This window comes from Qipengyuania sp. CAU 1752 (assembly GCF_054482615.1).
The window spans coordinates 1393431-1414725 of sequence record NZ_JBTLRE010000001.1; the positions used below are offsets into that span (position 1 = coordinate 1393431).

A 21295-nucleotide genomic window follows, 5' to 3' on the forward strand; every position below is an offset into this window, starting at 1 on the left:
AAGGCATAACGCTCTGTGCCTGCCTGTCCACTTGCCGAATAGCTGATCTGACAGAAAAACTTGATTGCCCGAGGTGATAGGCGCACCTAGGTGGCCAGCCCGACCGATGTTTGGCGCGCGTTTGCGGCGCGTGAAGAGGAATGCATATGGCTACCCAGGCGGCGCAGAGCCCCGATTCTTCCCAATCACCCGATGCCGTGGTTGTCCGCTTTGCGGGTGATAGCGGCGACGGGATGCAGTTGACGGGCGGCCAGTTCACGCTCTCGACCGCGCTTGCGGGCAATGATCTCGCGACCTTCCCGGATTTCCCGGCCGAGATTCGCGCGCCGCAGGGCACGCTGTTCGGCGTGTCGGCTTTCCAGATCAATTTTGGCAGTCGCGAGATATCGACCGCCGGCGACGCTCCCGACGTGCTGGTGGCGATGAACCCCGCGGCGCTCAAGGTGAACCTGTCGGCGCTCAAGCCCGGCGGACTGATCATTGCCGACACCGGCGAGTTCACCAAGCGCAACCTCGACAAGGCCAAGTACGAAACCAATCCGCTGGAAGACGGTAGCCTGGCAAAATACAAGCTGCTGGCCTTCGATATCAGTGCGCTGACGATCGAGGCGGTCAAGGAATTCGGACTTGGTAACAAAGACGCGCTGCGGTCCAAGAACATGTGGACGCTGGGCCTTGCGCTGTGGATGTTCGACCGGTCGCGCGAGCCGATCCATGACTGGCTCAACCAGAAATTCCGCAACAAGCCCGATATCGCCAAGGCCAATATCGCTGCCCTGGATGCCGGCCATGCCTATGGCGAGACGGCCGAGCTGTCCGGCCCTCTGCGGCAGGTGCACATCCCACCCAATCCAACCGCGCCGGGTCTGTATCGCACAATTACCGGGGCTGAAGCGATCTCGCTCGGCCTCGTTGCAGGGGCACAGTTGGCCGAATTGCCGATGTTCTTCGGCGGCTATCCAATCACCCCGGCAAGCGCGATCCTGCACCATCTCGCACGGTTGAAGGAATATGGCGTCACCACATTCCAGGCCGAAGACGAGATTGCCGCCATCTGCGCTGCCATCGGCGCGAGCTGGGCGGGCAGCCTGGGTGTCACTTCGTCATCCGGCCCCGGCATCGCCCTGAAGGGCGAGGCGATGGGGCTTGCCATCATGACCGAACTGCCGCTTGTCATCGTCAATTCGCAGCGCGGCGGCCCGTCAACGGGCCTGCCGACAAAGACCGAGCAGAGCGATCTCTACCAGGCCATCTATGGTCGCAATGGCGATGCACCGATGCCCGTCATCTCGGCGCGCAGCCCGTCTGACGCCTTCGAATGCGCAATTGAAGCTGTGCGCATCGCGGTGCAGTATATGACGCCGGTGATGCTCCTGACCGATGGCTATATCGCCAATGCCGCCGAGCCGTGGAAAGTCCCCGATCCGGCTGACTACGACCCATTCCCGGTCACGTTCATGACCGAGCCGCGCGGCGAGCAATTGCTGCCCTACAAGCGCGACGAGAAGGGGGCGCGCCCGTGGATCAAGCCAGGTACGCCCGATCTGATGCACCGCATCGGCGGGATCGAGAAACACGAGGAAACCGGCAATATCGATTACTCGCCCGACAACCACCAGGCGATGACCGATGCCCGCAAGAACAAGATCGACAATATCGCCGTGCCCGACCAGGAAGTCACAGTCGGCCAGGAAGGCGGCCGACTGGTCGTCGTCGGCTGGGGCAGCACCTATGGTCCGATCCATCAGGCAGTGAACCGCAGCCGCGCCAATGGCATGGATGTCAGCCAGATCCATGTTCGCAATATCTGGCCGCTGCCTGCCAATCTGGGCGCGCTGCTGAAAAGCTATGACAAGGTCTTGGTGCCGGAAATGAACACCGGCCAGTTCAAGACCGTCCTGCGTGACCAGTACCTGGTCAATGCGCAGCCGCTGACCAAGACCAGCGGGCAACCGTTCCAGATCGCCGAATTGGAAGCCGAAATAGCCAAGTTCTTCGATGGCATCGAAGATAATGAGGGTGGCCAGGTGCCGACTAACGACGATCAGTTGCCAACCCGGGAATCCGGCCACGACGACGGTTCCAGCCGCCGCAACATCTCACACTAAGTCCCGACAGGCAGGCCCATGAACGCTCCAGTGAAATTCGAAACCACCCTCAAGGACTGGGAGACCGACCAGGAAGTCCGCTGGTGTCCGGGTTGCGGGGACTACGCGATCCTCAAAGCGGTGCAACGCACGCTGCCGCAACTGGGCTGTGACCCCAAGAATACCGTCTTCATCAGCGGCATAGGCTGCTCCAGCCGCTTTCCCTATTACATGGAAACCTATGGCTTCCACACCATTCACGGCCGTGCACCGGCAGTGGCAACGGGGGCCAAGCTGGCCAATCCCGAGCTCGATATCTGGCTGGTGACCGGCGACGGCGATGGCCTTTCCATCGGCGGCAATCACATGCTGCACGTCCTGCGGCGCAATGTGAACATGCAGATCATGCTGTTCAACAACGAGATCTACGGCCTGACCAAGGGTCAGTCCTCGCCCACCAGCCGGCTCGGTACGCGCAGCCCCTCGACCCCGATCGGGTCGTATGACCGGCCAGCCAATCCCGCCAGTTTCGCGCTGGGTGCGGGCGCGCGCTTCGTCGGTCGCGGCTTCGATGTGTCGAAGAACCTGCCCGACGTGTTGAAAGCCGCCCACGCCCATGAAGGCGCGGCCTTCATCGAGATTTTCCAGAACTGCATCGTCTACAACAAGGACGTGTTCGAAGATTTCGCCGCGCCCAAGGGCGCAGGCGACCGCCAGCTGTGGCTTGAACATGGCAAGCCGATGCTGTTCGGCGAGCCCAAGACAGGCCTCGACAAGGGCATCGCGCTCGACCGTGACGGGCTGCACCTGAAGGTGGTCGATGCGACCGAAGAGACTTGGGAAGATGCTGGCGTGCTGGTCCACGATGCGACCAATCGCGTCATCGCTCACATGCTGGTTGAAATGCCCTTCGGCCCATTCCCGATGGCGCTGGGCGTGATCTATGACGATCCGCGCCCGACTTACGAATCCTCGGTCGCCGAAGAGCGCGAGAAATCGACCGCAGGCAAGCAGGCCAACCTCGCCAGGCTTCTCGGCTCCGGGCAGACCTGGACCGTCGATGGGACGGCGCAGGATCCGATCTAGGCTCGGGATAGCCCTCAGGCAGCGAAGCGATAGGGCACTAAAGCGCGCATGGACAATCTTACTCATAGCCTCGTCGGCGCGCTGATCGGGCAGGCGGGACTCAAGCAGAAGACCGGGTTCGCCATGCCCGCGCTGATCATCGGCGCGAACCTGCCCGATGTGGACGCAGCGTGCTTTTTCTGGCTCGACGGTGTGGAGCACCTCGGCTTTCGGCGCGGGATCACCCATGGCCCGATTGCGCTGGTGGTATTGCCGCTGGTGCTCGCGGCGCTGCTGTGGGGTTTCGACTGCTGGCAAAAGAAGCGCGGGACGCGGCCGGAGGGGCGATCGCCGGTCAGCTTCAAATGGCTGTTTTTCCTGAGCTTCATCGGTTGCCTCACCCACCCGGCGCTCGACTGGCTCAACGTCTATGGCATCCGCCTGCTGGAACCGTTCTCGAGCCGCTGGTTCTATGGCGACACGCTATTCATCATCGACGTCTGGCTGTGGGCGCTGATGGGCTCTGCCACGTGGTTCTCGCTGCGGCGGGAGAAGCGCGGCGGGGAGTGGAAGCGGCCCGCGCGCGTGGCGACAGCGGTGGCGCTGGCGTATGTGGGGATGAATGGGGCGATTACGGCGAAGGCTGTCAGTGATTTTTCTTTGAGCTTTCATCACGAGCCAACGCACATAATCGCAAATCCGTTGCCCATCACCTTCTGGAAGCGCGAGGTTCTTTATGTCGATCCAATGTTTAATTGGTACGAGGTCGATTGGGAGCCTAGAAAAGAGTTGGTTTTTGGCAAGAGATTGACCGACGGCGTGTGTGTGATGGGTGATCTTTATCGAGCAACGCTTACAGGCGAACAGAAAGCCTTCCTCTTCTGGTCCCGCGCGCCCTATGCGGAGCGCGCACCAGACGGCTCGGTGCTCCTCCGCGATGCACGGTTCTACGACCCGATGGCGCGGGATCGGTTCACCGTCGCGTTGCCAGCGGGGGTGTGCAAGGAACCATCCGCTCCCTGACCCGCTGTTCCCGCATGTCCAATCCCCAAATCGTCTGGCTCCGCCGCGACCTGCGCATGGCGGACAATCCCGCGCTCTTTCACGCGGCACAGGCCGGACCTGTGGTCGCGGTCTATGTCCTCGACGATGAGCGTCCCGGTGAGCACAGGCTGGGCGGCGCGGCGCGCTGGTGGCTGCATCATTCACTCGAAAGTCTTGGAGACAGTTTCGGCCAGCGCCAGTCGCAACTTGTCCTGCGACGCGGCGACGCTGTGCAGGAATTACTCGCAGTCGCCCATGTCACCGGGGCCGCGACCATTCACGCCAATCGTCATTACGAACCGTGGTGGAAACAGGCCGAAAGCGAATTGGCGGCCGAAATCGACCTTCAGCTTCAAGATGGCAACTATCTCTTCCCGCCCGGCCACATCACCACCGGATCGGGCGATCCGTACAAGATCTATACCCCCTTCGCGCGCTCGGCTCTGGCCGAAATGCCTCCGCGTGACGTGTTGCCGGAACCCGAAACGGTCGCCTCACCCGATCAATGGCCTGCGTGCGACGACCTGGCAGACTGGAACCTGCTGCCGAACAGGCCCGACTGGGCCGGCGGCTTTCGCAAATTCTGGCAAGTCGGCGAGGCGGCTGCGCACGAAAGATTGGAATGGTGGAGCGATCACGTCGGCAAATATGACGATGGCCGCAATCTCCCCTCGGTCGACCAATCGAGCCGGCTGTCCCCGCACCTCCATCATGGTGAGATTTCGCCAGTACAGATATGGCACCGGTTTAAAGACAAGCGCTCAGCCGGTTGGAAAACCTTCGAGAAAGAGCTGCTGTGGCGCGATTACGCGCAGAATGTCATCTGCCAGTTCCCCGATTACCCGCGTGAAAGCTACCGCGACGCATTCGAGGATTTTGAGTGGCGCAATCCCAATCGCGGCCATTTGATCCAGGGCGATCTTGAAGCCTGGCAGCAGGGCCAAACTGGTTATCCGATTGTCGATGCCGGGATGCGCCAGCTTTGGCAGACCGGTTGGATGCATAACCGTGTGCGGATGATTACTGCCAGCTTCCTCATCAAGCACCTGCTGATCGACTGGCGACATGGCGAGCGCTGGTTCTGGGACTGCCTGGTCGATGCCGATTACGGCAGTAATGGCACCAACTGGCAATGGGTCAGCGGGACCGGTGTCGATTCCAACATGTTCAGTCGGATCATGGCGCCACTGACGCAAAGCGAGAAGTTCGACGCGGCCGGCTACATTCGCAGCTATGTGCCAGAACTTGCTGATCTACCAGATGAAATCATCCATGACCCCGAAGCACATGGGTGCAGGCCGGAGAACTATCCGGCCAAGGTCATTGCCCATAAGGAGGGGCGCGAGCGTGCGCTCGACGCCTATCGCGCGATGAAGGGGCGCTGAGGCAACGCGACAGGCTTGCCCGCGCCATGCCTGCGCGGCATAGGCTGGCATCATGGATGCAACAGGTAGCAGACGCGGAGCGGAATTGCTCGACGGGGCGGCACGGTTTGAAACCGCGCCGGGCCTGCTCGCTCGCCTGCTCGCGCCGGGATTCGGAAAGCTGCTCGACCAAATCGACCGCGGCTTGGAGCAGGGGTCGATCCTGGGCCACCTGCCCGACGGGACGACGCGATTGCTCGGCGGTCGCAATCCTGGATTTGACGCTGTCATCGATCTCAAGAGCTGGATGGGCCTTGTCCGGCTGGCGACCAGCGGTTCGATCGGGTGGTACCAGGCGTGGGAGGCGGGCGAATGGGAAACTCCCGACCTCGTGCCGGTGTTTGCGGTATTCGGGCAGAATGCCCTGACGCTCAAGAGTGCGGGCCGCGCCAAGAGCCTGTGGCGCCGCGCCTTGCGTCAGGCGCATCGCCTCAACGCCAATACGCGTGAAGGATCCGAGCGTAACATCCAGGCGCATTACGATCTCGGCAATGATTTTTACGCGGCATGGCTGGGCGAAACGATGACCTATTCGAGCGCGCTGTTCGATGGTGGAGAGGCGCGCGATCTTGATGGCGGGCAGCATCGCAAGATTGCCGCCGTGCTCGACCAGCTTAAGCTGAGCGAGGGCGACCGCGTCCTGGAAATTGGTTGCGGCTGGGGCACATTGGCACATGCCGCGGCCGAGCGCGGTGCGAGCGTCGACGCCATCAGCCTGTCCGAGCGACAACTGGACTGGGCGCGGCATCACGGCGAGGGTTACGGCGGACTGCGTTTCCTTAAACAGGATTATCGTGACACTGGGCTGGATGCGCCCGGTAAATACGATGCCATCGCCAGCGTCGAGATGGTCGAGGCGCTGGGGCATGAATACTGGTCTACTTACATGGATTGTATCGCCCGCAACCTGAAACCCGGCGGACGTGCTGCGCTACAATATATCTCGATGCGGGATGAATTGTTCGAAGATTATGCTGCCAGCGCGGATTTCATCCAAGCCTATGTTTTTCCCGGCGGGTTGCTGATCCGCACCAGCGAGTTTCGCGCGCTGGCCGAACAGCGTGGACTGCAATGGCGCGATCAACTCGATTTCGGCGTCGATTATGCCGACACGTTGAAAGCGTGGCGCGAAAATTTCGAGCTGGCTGCTCAGCAAGGTAACTTGCCGGACGGGTTTGACGACCGGTTTGTCCGGCTGTGGCGCTTTTACCTGCAATATTGCGAAGGGGGCTTTCGCTCCGGGAGCATCGATGTTCACCAGGTGACGCTGGTCAAGGCGGATTAGGCGTAATTGCGCTCGGGAGAGAACGAATGATCAAATGGGTTCTGGGAGCATTGGCGGTGATCGCCGCCATCGTGGGCATCGGTTATCTCTCGCTCGATGAAGATCAGCGCGCATTGGTCGCCAATATGCCGACCGACCGCAACGTGCTGTTCTGGTCGGTCGAGCAACGCGATGCGGCATTCCGCGCCATGGACGCGCTGCCAGTGCTGGCGGAAACACACACGATCGCTGCAGGTGACAATGCCTATCCCCTGCCCAAGGGACTTCCGCTCCAGCTCGACTACGATCTCGATGCTTATTTCGACAGCCAGCGGACAGCTGCGCTGGTGATTGTGCATGATGGAAAGCTCGTGCTCGAACGCTATGGCCTCGGTTTCGGGGCAGACGGCAAGTGGACCAGTTTCTCGGTCGCCAAGAGCCTGACCTCTACAATGGTTGGCGCGGCTCTGAAGGATGGCGCTATCCAGAGCATCGAGGACCCGGTCAGCAAATATATCAAGGGCCTTGAAGGATCGCCCTACGAGGATGTGTCGATCGAGCAATTGCTGACCATGACCTCGGGCGTTCGCTGGAACGAGGATTATACCGACCCCAATTCAGATGTTGCACGGTTCAACGACCACAAGGCCCAGGATGGGCTGGACGCGACCGTTTCCTATATGCGCACGCTCCCCCGCGAAGCTCCGGCGGGTGAGAAGTGGGTTTACAAGACCGGCGAGACCAATCTGATCGGCGTGCTGGTCAGCGAGGCGACCGGCAAGCCATTGGCCGAATATCTTTCAGAAAAGGTGTGGCGTCCGTTTGGCATGGCCCAGGACGCGACCTGGCTGCTGGGTTCGACGGGGCACGAGATCAGCGGTTGCTGTATCCAGGCAACGACGCGCGACATGGCCCGCTTCGGCCTGTTCGTGCTCGGTGGTGGCATGGTTGGCGACAAACGAGTGGTTCCCGAAGGCTGGTTCGCCGCCGCCACCACCAAGCAGGCCGATATCGGCGCACCGGGCAAGGGCTATGGCTACCAATGGTGGACCAATGACGATGGCAGCTTCGCCGCGCAGGGAATTTTTGGGCAGGGCATTTTCATCGATCCCGCCCGCAAGCTGGTGATCGCATCGAATTCCAACTGGCCAACCGCCACGGATAGCGAAGGGGTGGGGGCAGAGCGGGAGCGGTTCTATCGCGCGGTACAGGCGACTATCGACAAGCGCGGGCCACCGATCATGGCTGAGCGGACAAAGGCTGCGGCGCAATAGCCGCGGCCTGAAGATTCAGCTCAAGGGGCGGTAGACCATCCCGCTCCGACCGGTGTAGCGCGACAGGATGTCGTCATGGACGATCGGGCTGAGCAGATCGGTGAAGGCGCAGCCGACGATACAATTGTCCCACCACACGACCCGCGCCATCAGCGATTCGAGGCCTGGCAGCGTCAACCACACAACCTGGCCATCGTGCATCCGGTTGATGGCTGCCGCGCTGAACCCCGAAATCGACAGATCGTGCACCACGGTCTGAAACCGTCGTCCGCCCGATGCCCGCATTTGCGACGGGATCGACAGCTTCGTGCGTGGCGCGCAGCGGTCCTCCTGCGCGGCAATGGCATAGCGATCATCGGTATCGTACATGGTTCTGTATTCTCTCGCATCAGTGCCCGCTCACATGCGCGACCAGAGGAGAATACGATGGCGGTGTTTACTCGCGTGTAACGATGGATCGTTAAGACCCGTTAACCGACCCGCTCGCGATGCGCAGTGGAGAAGTCTTCCTGCACCAGCGCGACGATGCGTTCCCCGACGACCGAGGGCTCTTTCACCGTTTGCGGATCTTCGCCCGGATAAGCGCGGGCGCGCATGTCGGTGCGGGTCGCACCCGGATCGACGATGGCAACACGGACATTGCCGATCTTCTCAACTTCCCGGGCGTAGCTTTCGAGCAGATTGTCGAAGGCGGCCTTGCTCGAGGCGTAGGCAGACCAGTAAGCGCGTGGATCCGCGCCGACGCTGCTTGTCAGTCCGACGACGCGGCCGGCGTCCGCTCGCTTCAGCAACGGATCGAAATTGGCGAGCAATGCCTGCGTGGCCAGCACATTGGTGGTTAGCGCACGATTGAACTGCTTCTGGTCAATCTGCGTAACCGGCGTGAGGTGGGGCAGGTAAGCTGCTGACAGGATAAGGAAATCCAACGCGTCCCAACGACTGGCAATTGCCGTGGCGAGCCGAGCTACACCCTCCGGCTCGGTTAGGTCGACGGGGGCAATGGTGGACGACCCTCCATTGGCGTGAATCTCGTCTTCTACGCTCTCAAGAGCGCGAACGTCGCGTCCGGTCAGAACGACATGGGCGCCTGCATCAGCGAAGGCGCGAGCGGTCGCGGCACCGATCCCACGCGAGGCACCGGTCACCAGGGCAAGCTTGCCCGAAAGTTGCTTGTTTTCTGTCATTTACGCGACTTTGTTTACAGGAAAGGAAAGCTGCGCTCCTTCGCTTTTCTCACCGCGTAGGTCGGTCAGCGAAGTCGGGTAATCGCCGGTAAAACAGGCGTCGCAGAATTGTGGGCACGCGCTATTGCGCGGCTTGTGCCCGACGGCGCGATAGAGACCGTCGATTGAGACGAAAGCGAGGCTGTCAGCCTTGATGTGCGAACGCATCGGTTCGACATCCATCCGTGCTGCCAGCAGCTTGTCGCGCTCGGGCGTGTCGACCCCGTAATAACAGCTATGCGCAGTTGGCGGACTGGCGACGCGGAAATGCACCTCGACCGCCCCGGCATCGCGCATCATCTGCACGATCTTCATCGAGGTTGTGCCTCGGACGATAGAGTCGTCGATCAGGACGATCCGCTTGCCTTCGACAAGGCCGCGATTGGCATTGTGCTTGCGCCGCACGCCAGAATGGCGGGCGCTGTCCGACGGCTGGATGAAGGTACGCCCAACATAGTGACTTCGGATTATGCCCAGTTCGAACGGTAGGCCCGATTGCTGTGCATAGCCGATGGCTGCCGGGACACCGCTGTCGGGAACCGGCACCACCAGGTCGGCCTCGACCGGCGATTCGATCGCCAATTGGGTGCCGATCGCCTTGCGCGCCTCATAGACGCTGCGCCCGTCGAACACCGAGTCAGGGCGGCTGAAATAGACGTGCTCAAAAATGCATGGGCGCGAGGGGTGATCGCCGAAAGGACGGAAGCTGGTAACCTTACCCTCGAAATCGACCTCGATGAGTTCGCCCGGTTCGACCTGGCGTTCAAATTGTGCGCCGACAATGTCGAAGGCAACCGTTTCCGAAGCGAAGGCCACGGCATCGCCCATCCGGCCCATCTGTAAGGGCCGAATTCCGAGCGGGTCGCGGCAAGCGATCATGCCCTGCGGGGTCATTACGATCAGCGCATAGGCGCCTTCGACCAGCCGCAGCGCGTCGACCAGCCGGTCGCGCAGGGTGGGATAACGGCTGGTGGCGACAAGGTGGATGATGACCTCGGTGTCGCTGGTAGACTGGAAGATCGCGCCCTTTTCCACCAGTTCGCTGCGCAGCGCTTGCGCGTTCGAGATATTGCCATTGTGCGCGATGGCGAAGCCGCCGCTTGCCAGTTCGGCATAAAGCGGCTGGACATTGCGCAGGCCGGCGCCGCCAGTGGTCGAATACCGAACGTGGCCCGAGGCCATGTGCCCAGGTAATTCGGCAATTGATTCAGGGCTCGAGAAATTTTCTGCCACGTGACCCAGGCCGCGGCGGGTGAAAAACTGCGTGCCGTCGAAACTGCTGATGCCGACGGCTTCCTGGCCGCGATGCTGGAGCGCGTGCAGGCCCAGTGCCGTCGCAGCCGAAGCGTCGTCGCCGGCGTTGACCACGCCGAACACGCCGCACTCTTCGCGCAACTTGTCGCCGAATTCATCATAGAATGGATGTGTTGTGATCATGCTGGACGCGCCTGCTGCTGCATCGTCGTGGGCATCCAATGGCGATGTTGCAGCACGATTACAAGTGTTCTGAACTCGCTTCGGCGCAAGCCGGGCTAAGCTCGCCAATTTCATTGCGCTGAGAGCCAGCCAATTCTAGGGGAGGGGCCTCAGGCTACCGATCGGGAACCTCTCTTGCTGCTCAATCCCTTTGAATGGACCATTGCCAAACGCTATTTGCTGCCCGGCAAAGGCGAGGCGTTCATCGCGCTCGTCGCCGGAATCAGTGTCGGCGTGGTGATGCTGTCGGTTGCAATGCTGGTCATCGTGATGAGCGTCATGAACGGTTTTCGTGCCGAGCTGCTCGACAAGATCGTCGGCGTGAATGGCCATGCTATCGTGCAGGCTTATGGCGGGCGGCTCGACAATTGGCAGGATGTGCTGGCGGACGTGCGCAAGACCCCGGGAGTTACCGATGCCTCGCCGCTGATCGAGCAACCCCTGCTGGCCACATTCAACGGGAGGGTCGAAGCGGTCTTCGTTCGCGGCAACACCGATGAAGACATCAATGAATACGCCGACGATGTCGTGCTCGGCGATCTCTCGCGGCTCGAACCCGATGCCGGTGTCGTCGCCATCGGTGCAAGGTTGGCCGAGAACCTCGGTGCGCGAGTGGGTGATACGGTCACCATCATCAACCCGGCCGGACGCACGACACCCTTCGGAACAGTGCCGCGCCAGATCGGGTACGAGATCGCGGCCATCTTCGAAGTCGGTCTGTATGATTATGACAAGGCCTTCGTCGTGATGCCGATCGCCGATGCGCAAACTCTGCTGCTGACCGGTGACACTATCGGCATGATCGAGATCAAGACCGTCGATGCAGACAATGTCGGCGAGATCATGGAGCCGCTTCGACAGCAGCTTACCGGCCGCGCGGAGGTCCGCACCTGGCAGCAGATCAACAGTTCGATCTTTGAAGCATTGCAGGTGGAGCGAGTGGCAATGTTCTTTGCGCTCAGCTTCATGGTGGTGGTGGCCGCGTTCAACATCCTGTCCAGCCTGGTCATGCTGGTGCGTGCCAAGACACGAGATATAGCCATCATGCGAACCATGGGGGCGACACGCCAGTCGCTGCTCAAGATCTTTGTCACCACCGGTTTCACGGTCGGTGCGATCGGCACGGTGGCGGGTTTGATCCTCGGGGCAGTGGTGCTGTATTTCCGCCAGTCAATCGTAACCTTCATCGCCTGGGCGACCGGCCAGCAACTATGGGATCCCGAGGTAAGGTTCCTATCCACCTTGCCGTCCAAGTCGGACCCGGTGGAAATTGCCGGCATTATCATCCTCGCGCTCGTTATGAGCTTCCTCGCCACGCTTTATCCCGCCTACAAGGCGTCGAGCACCGACCCCGTGCAGGTGCTTCGCTATGAGTAATCAGACATCACAACCGGTCGTAGAGCTGCGAAAGGTCACGCGCAGCTTCCAGCAGGGCGATGTGCAGATCGATGTGCTGCGTGGGGTCGACCTGGCCGTAAAGCCGGGCGAGATTGTCGCGCTGCTCGGTCCCTCGGGGTCAGGAAAGTCGACCCTGTTGCAGGCGGTCGGCCTGCTCGAAGGGGGCTTCGGCGGAGAAATCATCATCGCCGGCACTCCAGCCGAGAAGTCGGATTCGCGGGCGCGGACGACGCTGCGCCGCGACCATCTGGGCTTCGTTTACCAGTTCCATCACCTGCTGCCCGACTTCAACGCCTTGGAGAACGTCATCCTGCCGCAGATGATCGCTGGCAAGACCCGCGACGAGGCCGCAGTTCGCGCAGAAGAATTGCTCGGCGCGCTTGGCCTGGCAGCGCGGCTTGACCATCGGCCCAGCCAGCTTTCGGGCGGCGAACAGCAGCGGGTTGCGGTAGCGCGCGGGCTCGCCAACAAGCCCGAGATGGTGCTTGCGGATGAGCCGACCGGCAATCTCGACGAACGTACCGCTGACAAGGTGCTCGAAGCTTTTCTTGCGCTGGTCCGGGGCGAGGGCAGCGCTGCGCTGATCGCCACTCATAACGAGCGACTGGCGCAGCAGATGGACCGCGTTGTCCGGTTACACGAGGGCTTGCTCGAGTAAGCGGACCTATCGCCAGGTTTGCGCGTTGTGTCAGGCAAAGGAGGAATTCTCATGTCTGACCATCCAACAGCCTTTGGCGATACGCCCGAGAACCCTGCAACGATTGCGTGGGACGACCGCGCAGCCCTGCATCACAAGGCCGATGGCGATGGCGTGTTCGACGGAGCCAAGGCGCTGCGGCGAGGCAGCTTTGTTGAATTGATCCGCCACCTGATGCTGCTGCCGGAGGAATCGCGCGGGGATTACGTGATAGAGAAGGCCGGCGACCGTGAATATTCCGCCTCCGAGGCGCAGGCGCTTGCCGACCGACCAGATTTTCCGGCGCAATCGGACGGCTGACGCAGCACATTTCTGCTATGTCTGCCGTGAACCGGGAGACATGGCATGATCGCAACCCTGACCGCCGCCTTACTGCAAGCTTCGGCCGCACCCGCTGCGCCGCCTGCCGCTGCGCCACCGCCGCCCTGCTCAAGCGAGGCTCATGCCGGCTTCGATTTCTGGGTCGGCGAGTGGGAGGTGTATCCCAACGGCCAGGAAACGAAGATCGCCGAGAGCCGGATCGAGCGGAAGCACAATGGTTGCGCCGTGGTGGAAAGCTGGATGCCGCTGCGCGGGCAGGGCGGGACAAGCCTCAATCATCTCGATGCTGCCACCGGAAGATGGCACCAGAAGTGGGTCGGATCTTCGCCGGGAGCGGTTGAATTCTCCGGCGGATCGGTCGACGGCGCCATGGTTCTGACGGGCAAATGGCCAACGCCAATTGCCCGGCACCAGTTGATCCGCATGTCCTATACGCAGGGAAGCGACGGCAGTGTCAGGCAGCATGGAGAAGCGTCGCTTGATCACGGCCTCTCATGGACGACCAGCTTCGACCTCGTTTATCGTCCGAAGGGCGAAGAGGCGGAATGACCCTGACATCGCGTTGCGAGGAAACCGTCCGCCGTTGCAGGGTGTGCTGGCGTCCGGGTAAGGGTATTGATTGATCGCCGTCAGAATCTTCCCATATCCCATGCCAATTCAACGCAAAGGTAGCTCATGACCACGATCGCCGATTTCACCACTTCGACCAACAGCGGTGAAACGCTGGATCTCGCCGACAAGAAGGGCCAGGTCCTGCTGGTGGTCAATACTGCCAGCAAATGCGGCTTCACCCCGCAATATGACGGTCTTGAGGAGCTCTACCAGAAGTACAAGGATCGCGGGTTCGAGGTGCTTGGCTTCCCCTGCAACCAGTTTGGCGGGCAGGAGCCTGGCAGTGATGAAGAAATCGCCGAGTTCTGCCGCATCAATCACGGCGTGACTTTCCCGCTGATGGAGAAGGTCGACGTCAACGGCCCCGATGCCTCGCCCGTTTTCGGCTGGATGAAGGGCGAAGCCAAGGGCCTGTTGGGTTCAACCGCGATCAAGTGGAACTTCACCAAGTTCCTGATTGATCGGGACGGCAAGGTGGTGAAGCGTTTCGCCCCGCAGGATTCGCCGGCCAGCATTGCCAAGCATATCGAGAAACTGTTGTAACCTTGGTGCGATCTATCCCGTAGAGGCATTGGTAACTCAGGGGAGAAGGCGGCTATGCTCGAAATGATCAACCAGTGGATCTTGGCGCAGGGCGCACAATACAACGTCAACCCGTATGTTTTTGTCGCCATTTACGTCGGCGCGATCCCGTTCTTTTTAACCTCGATCGCTTGGCTGATCCGCAACGCGCGCACTGGCAAGTCAACAATTTTGCCGACCATGCTGGCGGGGTTTTTCTTCGTTTCGGCTTATCTCTACCTCGCCGTTTACGGACAAGACATACCGCTGTGGGTGTGGATATTCCTGGCTGTGCTGGTGATCTACGGGGCGGTTGCGCAGGTGCGGCAGACCCGCCGCAAGATCGCGGCCGCGCGGGAAGACAGCAAACCGGCCTGAATGCTCTGCAGAACCGCTGCCGGCAGCGGCTATTTTTGAACCGTCTTATCCCCAAACCGGCTTTGCGAATCCGCGTCACCTGCCCATAGTGCCCTGATGGCATTTGCTCCCTTCGTCCCCTTGCGCATCCTGTCGAGCTATTCCTTGCTGGAAGGCGCGATCGATCCGAAGGCACTGGCAAAACTGGCTAAAGAGCGCGGTTTTCCCGCCATCGCTATCTGTGACCGCAATGGGCTTTATGGCGCGGTAGCCTTTGCCGGTGCATGCCGGGAAGAGGGTGTACAGCCAATCATCGGCGCTTTGGTTGGTGTCGCGCGGCCCAATTCAGATGCAATCGATTCCCTGCCGTTATTTGCCCAGGACGAGGAAGGTTATCTCAATCTATGCCACCTCGTCAGCCGTGCTCATCTCGACCGACCGCTCGAACTGGTACCGCATGTTTTGCTGGATGATTTCGAAGGCCACACCGGCGGCCTGATTGCTTTGACCGGGGCCAGCGAGGGCGGGCTGACGCGGTTGCTTGCAGAAGGGCAGGTCGATCACGCTGCGCGCTATGCCGACCGGCTCGAGGCACTATTCCATGGCCGCCTTTACATCGAGCTGGCGCGGCGCGGCAACGCCACGGAAAATGCCGCCGAAGAGGCATTGATCGAACTCGCTTATGCGCGCGACTTGCCATTGGTAGCGACCAATCCGGCCAATTTCGCCGAGGCTCATTTTGCCAAAGCGCATGACGCGATGCTGTGCATTGCCGGCAGCTACAAGCTCGACGAGGACGACCGCCCGCGCACCGACAAGGAGGGTTGGGTCAAGTCGGCGCGGATGATGGAGGAAATCTTCGCGGACCTGCCCGAGGCAACCGCGAACACACTGGTCGTCGCCCAACGTTGCGCCTTCGCGCCGCCCAATCGCGACCCAATCCTGCCCAGTCTTGCCGGCGATCTCGAGGGCGAGGAACGCATGCTGCGTGAGCAAGCTACCGCTGGTCTGGCAAAACGGCTCGCGCCCTATGAGGGGCTGTTGGACGAAGCACGCAAAACCTATTACGAGCGGCTCGAATACGAGATCGGCATCATCAACCGGATGGGTTTCCCGGGCTACTTCCTGATCGTTGCCGATTTCATCGGATGGGCCAAGGACAAGGGCATACCGGTCGGTCCGGGCCGCGGGTCTGGCGCGGGTTCGTTGGTTGCCTGGGCGCTGACGATCACTGACCTAGATCCGATTCGGCTCGGCCTGCTGTTCGAACGCTTTCTCAATCCCGAACGTATCTCCATGCCGGATTTCGATATCGATTTCTGCGAAACGCGCCGCGGCGAGGTGATCCGTTATGTCCAGCAGCGTTATGGGCAAGACAAGGTCGCGCAGATCATCACCTTCGGCAAGTTGAAGGCGAGGGCAGTGCTGCGCGATGTCGGGCGCATTGCCGATTACGGCTACCTGCGCACCGACCGCCTGTGCAAGATGGTGCCCAACCACCCGACCGATCCGTGGACGCTGCCGCGCGCGCTCAACGGTGTGGCCGAGTTCAAGGCCGAATATTCGAACGACAACGACACCAAGGCGCTGATTGACCTGGCGATGCAGCTTGAGGGGTTGCCGCGCAACAGTTCCACCCATGCTGCCGGCGTTGTCATCGGGGATCGTCCGCTGAGCGAGCTGGTCCCGCTATACCGCGATCCGCGCTCGGACATGCCGGTGACCCAGTTCGACATGAAGCATGTCGAAAGCAGCGGCCTGGTGAAATTCGACTTCCTCGGTCTGAAAACCCTCTCGGTCCTGCAAAAGGCCGTCGACCTGCTGGAAAATCGCGGGATCGAACTCGATCTTGGCGGGCTCGCATGGGACGATCCGGCAGTTTACGACCTGATGAAGCGCGGCGATACGGTCGGCGTCTTCCAGCTCGAGTCCGAAGGGATGCGGCGCACGCTGACGGCGGTGAAGCCGACCAAGTTCGAGGACATCATCGCGCTCGTTTCGCTCTATCGGCCTGGCCCGATGGACAACATCCCGCTGTTCGGCAAGCGTAAGGCTGGCGAAGAGCCGATCGAGTATCCGCACCCCAAACTGGAAGAGATCCTCGCCGAAACCTACGGCATTTTCGTGTACCAGGAACAGGTCATGCAGGCGGCGCAGATCCTGGCGGGATACTCGCTCGGCGATGCAGATTTGCTGCGCCGGGCGATGGGCAAGAAAAACCAGGCCGAAATGGACAAGCAGCGGCAGATCTTCGTCGAAGGCTGCGCCCGCGTTTCCGATATCGACGCCACCAAGGCCAACGAACTGTTCGACTTGATCAACAAGTTCGCCGGCTATGGCTTCAACAAATCGCACGCTGCCGCCTACGCGCTGCTCGCCTACCAGACCGCTTGGCTCAAGGCCCATTACCCGGAAGAATTCTTTGCCGCCTCGATGTGCTTCGACATGCATCAGTCGGAAAAGCTCAGCGTGTTCGTAGACGATGCGCGGCGCGGGGGTCGCGAGGTGGCTCCACCCGATATCAATACTTCCGAAGCCGAGTTCACGGTCGAACGTACCGACGACGGCTATGCGGTTCGCTACGCGCTGGCAGGCATCCGCAATGTCGGCGAGAAGGCGATGGCTGCAATCGTCGACGAGCGCGCCAAGGGCGGTCCTTTCGCGAGTCTCGCGGACCTGTTCGGGCGGCTGCCGCAAGGGGCGATGAACTCGCGCCAGCTGGAGGCATTGATAGCCGCGGGCGCTCTTGACAACCTGGAACCCAATCGCGGCAAGCTGGCGGCAAATATCGACCTGTTGCTGGCCACTGCCGACGCCGCTTTGCGTGAGCGCACGAGCGGACAGGAGGCCCTGTTCGGGGCGCAGGATATCGCTGCTGAGGACAGCTTGCGGCTCAAGGATGCCGAGGATTGGGACCGCGCCACGCGGATGGCGAAGGAGCGGGAGAACTTCGGCTTCTATTTTTCCGCCCACCCGGTGCAGGCTTATCGCGATATCGCCAGCGCCAATGGCGCGCGGCCCTACGCCTCGCTGATGGAGGCTGGCGCCCCCGAAGGGGGCCGAGCCAGCGCGATGATGGCGGCCATGGTGGAAAAGGTAAATGTCGGCACCACGCGGCGCGGCGCGCCTTTTGTTCGTGCCGACTTTTCCGACAGTTCGGGACAGTTCAGCGCCGCGTGTTTCGAGGATGGGCTGGTCGATAATTTCAAGCAATGGGCCGCAGATGGAACCTGCGTGCTGCTGACCGTCGAACTGGATTCCCCGTCGCCTGACGAACCGCCGCGGGTGACGGTGCGCAGTGCACGCCCGCTTGACGCCGTGGCCGGTAGCCAGCGGATGCTGCTCAGCCTCGAAGTTACCACCGAGGGGGCGATTGCGGAGCTAGCGTTTGCACTGCAGCCGGGAAAGGAGGGCCACGGAGAAGTACAGGCGAGGCTCGACCTCGGCGATGGCGAGCACTGCACCGTGCGCCTTGGCCATGATTTCCAGCTCGACGGATCGTTGGCTGAGCAACTGAAGGAAGTCGACGGGCTGGAGAACGTGGCCTTGATACCGAAATCCGGGCCGCTACGGCGGCGTTTTGGCCGCGCTGCCTGATCGCGACGCCCAATTTCCCGCTTGCCGGGTGCGCTTTACCCGCCCTATCTAGGTTTCAAATAGCCATTCAAGGGAGAGAATAGCCGATGCTCGGAGCGATGCAGGAATGGACCATGCGCGTGACCCACGTGATAGATCACGCGGCGCGCGAGGCGGGTAGTCGCGAGATCGTCACCCGCTGGGCCGATGGCAGTGCAACCCGTACCGACTGGGCCGGCATTCGCACCGATGCGCTGAAGATGGCGCAAGCGCTCGAGGCTCTCGGGATCAAGAAGGGTGAGCGCGTCGCCAGCATGGCAATGAACCACTCGCGCCACCTGGTCAGCTGGTACGGCGTGGCGGGGATGGGCGGGGTGCTTCACACGGTCAATCCGCGCCTGTTCGAAGACCAGCTCGAGTACATCGTCAATCACGCCGAAGACAAGGTCATGCTCTACGATGCGGCCTTCCAGCCGATCATCGACACGATGCGCGACCGCTGGACCACGGTCGAACATTACATCTGTTTCGACAGTGGCGAGCATACGACCGCCTTCGAGGACTGGATCGGCGAACAGGATGGTAATTACGAATGGGTCACCGGCCAGGAAACCGACCCGTGCATGATCTGCTATACCAGCGGTACCACCGGCAATCCCAAGGGCGTGCAATACGAACACAGATCGACTGTCCTGCACGCCATGGCAGGTCTCCAGCCCGCGGCCTTCAATTTCAGCGCTTCCTCGGTGATGCTGCCAGTTGTCCCGATGTTCCACGCGGCCAGCTGGGGCTTGCCCTATGCCGGGGCAATGGCGGGAATCAAGTTCGTGTTCTCGGCGGTCAACGATCCGGCCGTGCTGCACCAGCTCATGCTCGACGAGGGCGTTACCGACAGCGCCGGTGTGCCGACCGTTTGGCTGGCGCATTTCCAGTATTGCGACAAGGAGGGGCTCGACCTGCCGCCGCTCAAGGCTGCCACGATTGGCGGATCGGCTGCGCCCAAGTTCATGATCCGGCGCCTGCTGGAAAACGGCACGCGGGTGCAACATGCCTGGGGCATGACTGAAACCAGCCCCATCGGCACGGTCGGCGGGCCGACGCATGATTGGGACCAGCTCACGCTCGACGAAAAGGTCGACAAATGCGCGATGCAAGGACGACCGACCTTCGGGGTCGAACTGCGCACCGTGGATCTCGACGACATGAGCACGGAATTGCCGCGCGATGGCGAAACCTCGGGTGCCCTGCAAATCCGTGGGCCGTGGATCATCAAGCGCTACTTCAAGGCCGATAAGGACGCGGTCGGCAATGATGGCTGGTTCGACACCGGTGATGTCGGCATCCTGCACCCGGACGGCACATTGCAACTGACCGACCGGACCAAGGACGTGATCAAGTCGGGTGGCGAATGGATCAGCTCGGTCGAGCTAGAGAACGCCGCCGTGGGCCATCCAGGCGTCGCCGAGGCGGCAGCGGTGGGCATGTATCACCCCAAGTGGGACGAGCGCCCAGTGTTGTTCGTGGTCAAGAAGGAAGGCGAGGAAGTCGAAGCCGAGAGCATCATCGCCTTCTTGTCGGACAAGGTTGCCAAGTGGTGGCTGCCCGACGCGGTCGAGTTCGTTGACGACATTCCCCACACCGCGACCGGCAAGATCAGCAAGAAGGACCTGCGGGAGCGGTTTAAAGACTACAAGCTGGAGGCGTGACGATGAGCGAGACCTATATCGATCCCAGCCCTGCCAATTTCGCCGCATTCAAGGCGTTGCCGCGCGACGAACCGATCCAGATGCTCAACTTGCTGCGCTATCGCGAGCATGCCGAATATCCCGAAGGTCACGCACTGCACGGCAATGGCTGGACCGGGCGCCGGGCGTACCAGGAATACGGCAAGACCAGCGGTCCGATCTTCCAGCGCGTCGGCGGGACGATCGTGTGGCGCGGCGCGTTCCAGACCATGGTGACAGGCCCGGATGACGAGCGTTGGGACGATGGCTTCGTGGCGCAATATCCCAATTCGGGCGCGTTCTTCGAAATGATCAAGGACCCTGAGTACCAGAAGGCCGTGGTCAATCGCACCGCCGCGCTTGTCGATAGCAGGCTGGTCCGGTTTCAGCCTGGGGCAGGCGGTTCAAGCTTCGGCTGAGCAGAGCTGCGGTCGCGTTGCGCGGCTTCAAACCGCTGCGAGGAGCACCGCGTAGGCGATAGTGGCAAGCGCAAATGGCAAGAACCGGCTTTCGCGTTCTGCCGGCAATTCCTCTTTCAGGACATTGAGGATCACCCCGCCAGCCAACAGCGCAAACAGCATTGCCAGAGCCTCCGGACCGACTGGTAAAATCGCCCCGATGCCGGTCCCGGCCAGCACTGCGGCAGCGAGAACCCAGCGGGCATAGCGGTCGTACAGGCACTGGTGGTGTGCCCGCAGGCCGTGATCGTTGGTCACGAAGTGAACGCCCATGGCGATGGAGTAGAGCACTAGTTCGCGGCTGGCCTCGATGGCGCGCTCGGACAGGAGATAGCCGATCAAAAAATTGTAGAGCGCGAAGGCCGCTATGTGGAACCAGAACACGCCGTTCGGCTCCGGTTCCTCGCTCGTTTCGGCCGATGCGTTTCTTGCCGGACCATGGGCCAGGATGGCCCGCTCGACGCCATAGAATACTACCAGCCCCGTCAACGCGAGCGAGAAAAGCACGATCTCGGCACCGTCTTCGCCAAGCCGCAAATGCTCGATAAATGTGGCCCGGTGCTCGAACAGTTCGGGCAGCAAATGCAGGAAGACATAGGCGACCGCGATCCCGCCGGCCGCCGAAAGATAGCCACTGCGCGGGGTTGTCTCGAGAAAGCGCAGCCTTCCTGAGAACAGGTGGATCGCGGCAAATCCGGCAGCGATGATCAGGGCAATCAGCGGGAGCGACATGA

19 protein-coding genes are annotated in these 21295 nt (G+C 61.4%); 15 read left to right on the forward strand and 4 right to left on the reverse strand.

What is annotated here, in order from left to right; genetic code table 11:
• Positions 1 to 146: 146 nt before the first annotated feature.
• From ACXYL9_RS06830 to ACXYL9_RS06855, 6 genes are read left to right on the forward strand one after another with little or no spacing between them, the layout of a single operon-like run.
• Positions 147 to 2108: a 2-oxoacid:acceptor oxidoreductase subunit alpha gene (locus tag ACXYL9_RS06830; RefSeq protein ID WP_459038829.1), complete on the forward strand. Its 1962-nt coding sequence runs from the start codon at positions 147 to 149 to the stop codon at positions 2106 to 2108.
• Between the two features lie 18 nt (positions 2109 to 2126).
• Positions 2127 to 3173: a 2-oxoacid:ferredoxin oxidoreductase subunit beta gene (locus tag ACXYL9_RS06835; protein WP_459038830.1), complete on the forward strand. Its 1047-nt coding sequence runs from the start codon at positions 2127 to 2129 to the stop codon at positions 3171 to 3173.
• 48 nt (positions 3174 to 3221) lie between these two features.
• Positions 3222 to 4175, forward strand: a complete 954-nt coding sequence (locus tag ACXYL9_RS06840; protein ID WP_459038831.1) for a metal-dependent hydrolase — start codon at positions 3222 to 3224, stop codon at positions 4173 to 4175.
• A 14-nt stretch (positions 4176 to 4189) separates the two neighbouring features.
• Positions 4190 to 5581: a cryptochrome/photolyase family protein gene (locus tag ACXYL9_RS06845; protein WP_459038832.1), complete on the forward strand. Its 1392-nt coding sequence runs from the start codon at positions 4190 to 4192 to the stop codon at positions 5579 to 5581.
• Between the two features lie 52 nt (positions 5582 to 5633).
• On the forward strand, positions 5634 to 6905 hold the full coding sequence (locus ACXYL9_RS06850; protein WP_459038833.1) for a class I SAM-dependent methyltransferase: 1272 nt from the start codon (positions 5634 to 5636) through the stop codon (positions 6903 to 6905).
• Between the two features lie 26 nt (positions 6906 to 6931).
• Positions 6932 to 8158 carry a serine hydrolase domain-containing protein gene (locus tag ACXYL9_RS06855; protein WP_459038834.1) on the forward strand — a complete coding sequence of 409 codons (1227 nt, stop codon included), beginning with the start codon at positions 6932 to 6934 and terminating at the stop codon, positions 8156 to 8158.
• Between the two features lie 15 nt (positions 8159 to 8173).
• Here the strand turns inward: ACXYL9_RS06855 and ACXYL9_RS06860 are convergent, their stop codons facing one another.
• The 3 genes from ACXYL9_RS06860 to purF all read right to left on the reverse strand — a co-directional run bounded on the left by ACXYL9_RS06860 (position 8174) and on the right by purF (position 10818).
• Entirely contained in the window at positions 8174 to 8527 is a 354-nt protein-coding gene (locus tag ACXYL9_RS06860; RefSeq protein WP_459038835.1) for a PilZ domain-containing protein, read from the reverse strand.
• A 101-nt stretch (positions 8528 to 8628) separates the two neighbouring features.
• Positions 8629 to 9342 (reverse strand): SDR family NAD(P)-dependent oxidoreductase, encoded by a 714-nt coding sequence (locus ACXYL9_RS06865; protein WP_459038836.1) that lies wholly within the window; start codon positions 9340 to 9342, stop codon positions 8629 to 8631.
• Positions 9343 to 10818: an amidophosphoribosyltransferase gene (purF, locus tag ACXYL9_RS06870; RefSeq protein WP_459038837.1), complete on the reverse strand. Its 1476-nt coding sequence runs from the start codon at positions 10816 to 10818 to the stop codon at positions 9343 to 9345. It lies immediately after the preceding gene.
• Between the two features lie 174 nt (positions 10819 to 10992).
• Between purF and ACXYL9_RS06875 the strand changes: the two genes are divergently transcribed.
• From ACXYL9_RS06875 to ACXYL9_RS06915, 9 genes are all read left to right on the forward strand, one after another.
• Positions 10993 to 12234, forward strand: coding sequence for a lipoprotein-releasing ABC transporter permease subunit (locus ACXYL9_RS06875; protein WP_459038838.1), 1242 nt, complete (start codon positions 10993 to 10995; stop codon positions 12232 to 12234).
• Positions 12227 to 12913: an ABC transporter ATP-binding protein gene (locus tag ACXYL9_RS06880; RefSeq protein WP_459038839.1), complete on the forward strand. Its 687-nt coding sequence runs from the start codon at positions 12227 to 12229 to the stop codon at positions 12911 to 12913. The genes ACXYL9_RS06875 and ACXYL9_RS06880 overlap by 8 nt, the downstream gene beginning before the upstream one ends.
• Before the next feature lie 51 nt (positions 12914 to 12964).
• Positions 12965 to 13252 (forward strand): hypothetical protein, encoded by a 288-nt coding sequence (locus ACXYL9_RS06885; protein ID WP_459038840.1) that lies wholly within the window; start codon positions 12965 to 12967, stop codon positions 13250 to 13252.
• A gap of 45 nt (positions 13253 to 13297) precedes the next feature.
• The gene (locus ACXYL9_RS06890) at positions 13298 to 13822 is read left to right on the forward strand and encodes a hypothetical protein (RefSeq protein WP_459038841.1); all 525 of its coding nucleotides are present in this window, start codon (positions 13298 to 13300) and stop codon (positions 13820 to 13822) included.
• Positions 13823 to 13948: 126 nt separating this feature from the next.
• Complete coding sequence (locus tag ACXYL9_RS06895; RefSeq protein ID WP_459038842.1) at positions 13949 to 14428, forward strand: glutathione peroxidase; 480 nt, start codon at positions 13949 to 13951, stop codon at positions 14426 to 14428.
• A 54-nt stretch (positions 14429 to 14482) separates the two neighbouring features.
• Positions 14483 to 14824, forward strand: a complete 342-nt coding sequence (locus ACXYL9_RS06900; protein WP_459038843.1) for a hypothetical protein — start codon at positions 14483 to 14485, stop codon at positions 14822 to 14824.
• Positions 14825 to 14920: 96 nt separating this feature from the next.
• The gene (gene dnaE, locus ACXYL9_RS06905) at positions 14921 to 18400 is read left to right on the forward strand and encodes a DNA polymerase III subunit alpha (RefSeq protein WP_459038844.1); all 3480 of its coding nucleotides are present in this window, start codon (positions 14921 to 14923) and stop codon (positions 18398 to 18400) included.
• A gap of 86 nt (positions 18401 to 18486) precedes the next feature.
• Positions 18487 to 20085: a long-chain fatty acid--CoA ligase gene (locus ACXYL9_RS06910; protein ID WP_459038845.1), complete on the forward strand. Its 1599-nt coding sequence runs from the start codon at positions 18487 to 18489 to the stop codon at positions 20083 to 20085.
• A 2-nt stretch (positions 20086 to 20087) separates the two neighbouring features.
• On the forward strand, positions 20088 to 20522 hold the full coding sequence (locus tag ACXYL9_RS06915) for a DUF1330 domain-containing protein (protein ID WP_459038846.1): 435 nt from the start codon (positions 20088 to 20090) through the stop codon (positions 20520 to 20522).
• A gap of 27 nt (positions 20523 to 20549) precedes the next feature.
• Here ACXYL9_RS06915 and ACXYL9_RS06920 read toward each other — a convergent pair whose 3' ends face one another.
• Entirely contained in the window at positions 20550 to 21293 is a 744-nt protein-coding gene (locus ACXYL9_RS06920) for a hypothetical protein (protein WP_459038847.1), read from the reverse strand.
• Between the last annotated feature and the right edge of the window lie 2 nt (positions 21294 to 21295).

Coding starts and splice junctions, on each gene's coding strand:
- ACXYL9_RS06830 (WP_459038829.1), top strand. CDS start 147: ATGGCTACCCAGGCGGCGCAGAGCCCCGATTCTTCCCAATCACCCGAT.
- ACXYL9_RS06835 (WP_459038830.1), top strand. CDS start 2,127: ATGAACGCTCCAGTGAAATTCGAAACCACCCTCAAGGACTGGGAGACC.
- ACXYL9_RS06840 (WP_459038831.1), top strand. CDS start 3,222: ATGGACAATCTTACTCATAGCCTCGTCGGCGCGCTGATCGGGCAGGCG.
- ACXYL9_RS06845 (WP_459038832.1), top strand. CDS start 4,190: ATGTCCAATCCCCAAATCGTCTGGCTCCGCCGCGACCTGCGCATGGCG.
- ACXYL9_RS06850 (WP_459038833.1), top strand. CDS start 5,634: ATGGATGCAACAGGTAGCAGACGCGGAGCGGAATTGCTCGACGGGGCG.
- ACXYL9_RS06855 (WP_459038834.1), top strand. CDS start 6,932: ATGATCAAATGGGTTCTGGGAGCATTGGCGGTGATCGCCGCCATCGTG.
- ACXYL9_RS06860 (WP_459038835.1), bottom strand. CDS start 8,527: ATGTACGATACCGATGATCGCTATGCCATTGCCGCGCAGGAGGACCGC.
- ACXYL9_RS06865 (WP_459038836.1), bottom strand. CDS start 9,342: ATGACAGAAAACAAGCAACTTTCGGGCAAGCTTGCCCTGGTGACCGGT.
- purF (WP_459038837.1), bottom strand. CDS start 10,818: ATGATCACAACACATCCATTCTATGATGAATTCGGCGACAAGTTGCGC.
- ACXYL9_RS06880 (WP_459038839.1), top strand. CDS start 12,227: ATGAGTAATCAGACATCACAACCGGTCGTAGAGCTGCGAAAGGTCACG.
- ACXYL9_RS06885 (WP_459038840.1), top strand. CDS start 12,965: ATGTCTGACCATCCAACAGCCTTTGGCGATACGCCCGAGAACCCTGCA.
- ACXYL9_RS06890 (WP_459038841.1), top strand. CDS start 13,298: ATGATCGCAACCCTGACCGCCGCCTTACTGCAAGCTTCGGCCGCACCC.
- ACXYL9_RS06895 (WP_459038842.1), top strand. CDS start 13,949: ATGACCACGATCGCCGATTTCACCACTTCGACCAACAGCGGTGAAACG.
- ACXYL9_RS06900 (WP_459038843.1), top strand. CDS start 14,483: ATGCTCGAAATGATCAACCAGTGGATCTTGGCGCAGGGCGCACAATAC.
- dnaE (WP_459038844.1), top strand. CDS start 14,921: ATGGCATTTGCTCCCTTCGTCCCCTTGCGCATCCTGTCGAGCTATTCC.
- ACXYL9_RS06910 (WP_459038845.1), top strand. CDS start 18,487: ATGCTCGGAGCGATGCAGGAATGGACCATGCGCGTGACCCACGTGATA.
- ACXYL9_RS06915 (WP_459038846.1), top strand. CDS start 20,088: ATGAGCGAGACCTATATCGATCCCAGCCCTGCCAATTTCGCCGCATTC.
- ACXYL9_RS06920 (WP_459038847.1), bottom strand. CDS start 21,293: ATGTCGCTCCCGCTGATTGCCCTGATCATCGCTGCCGGATTTGCCGCG.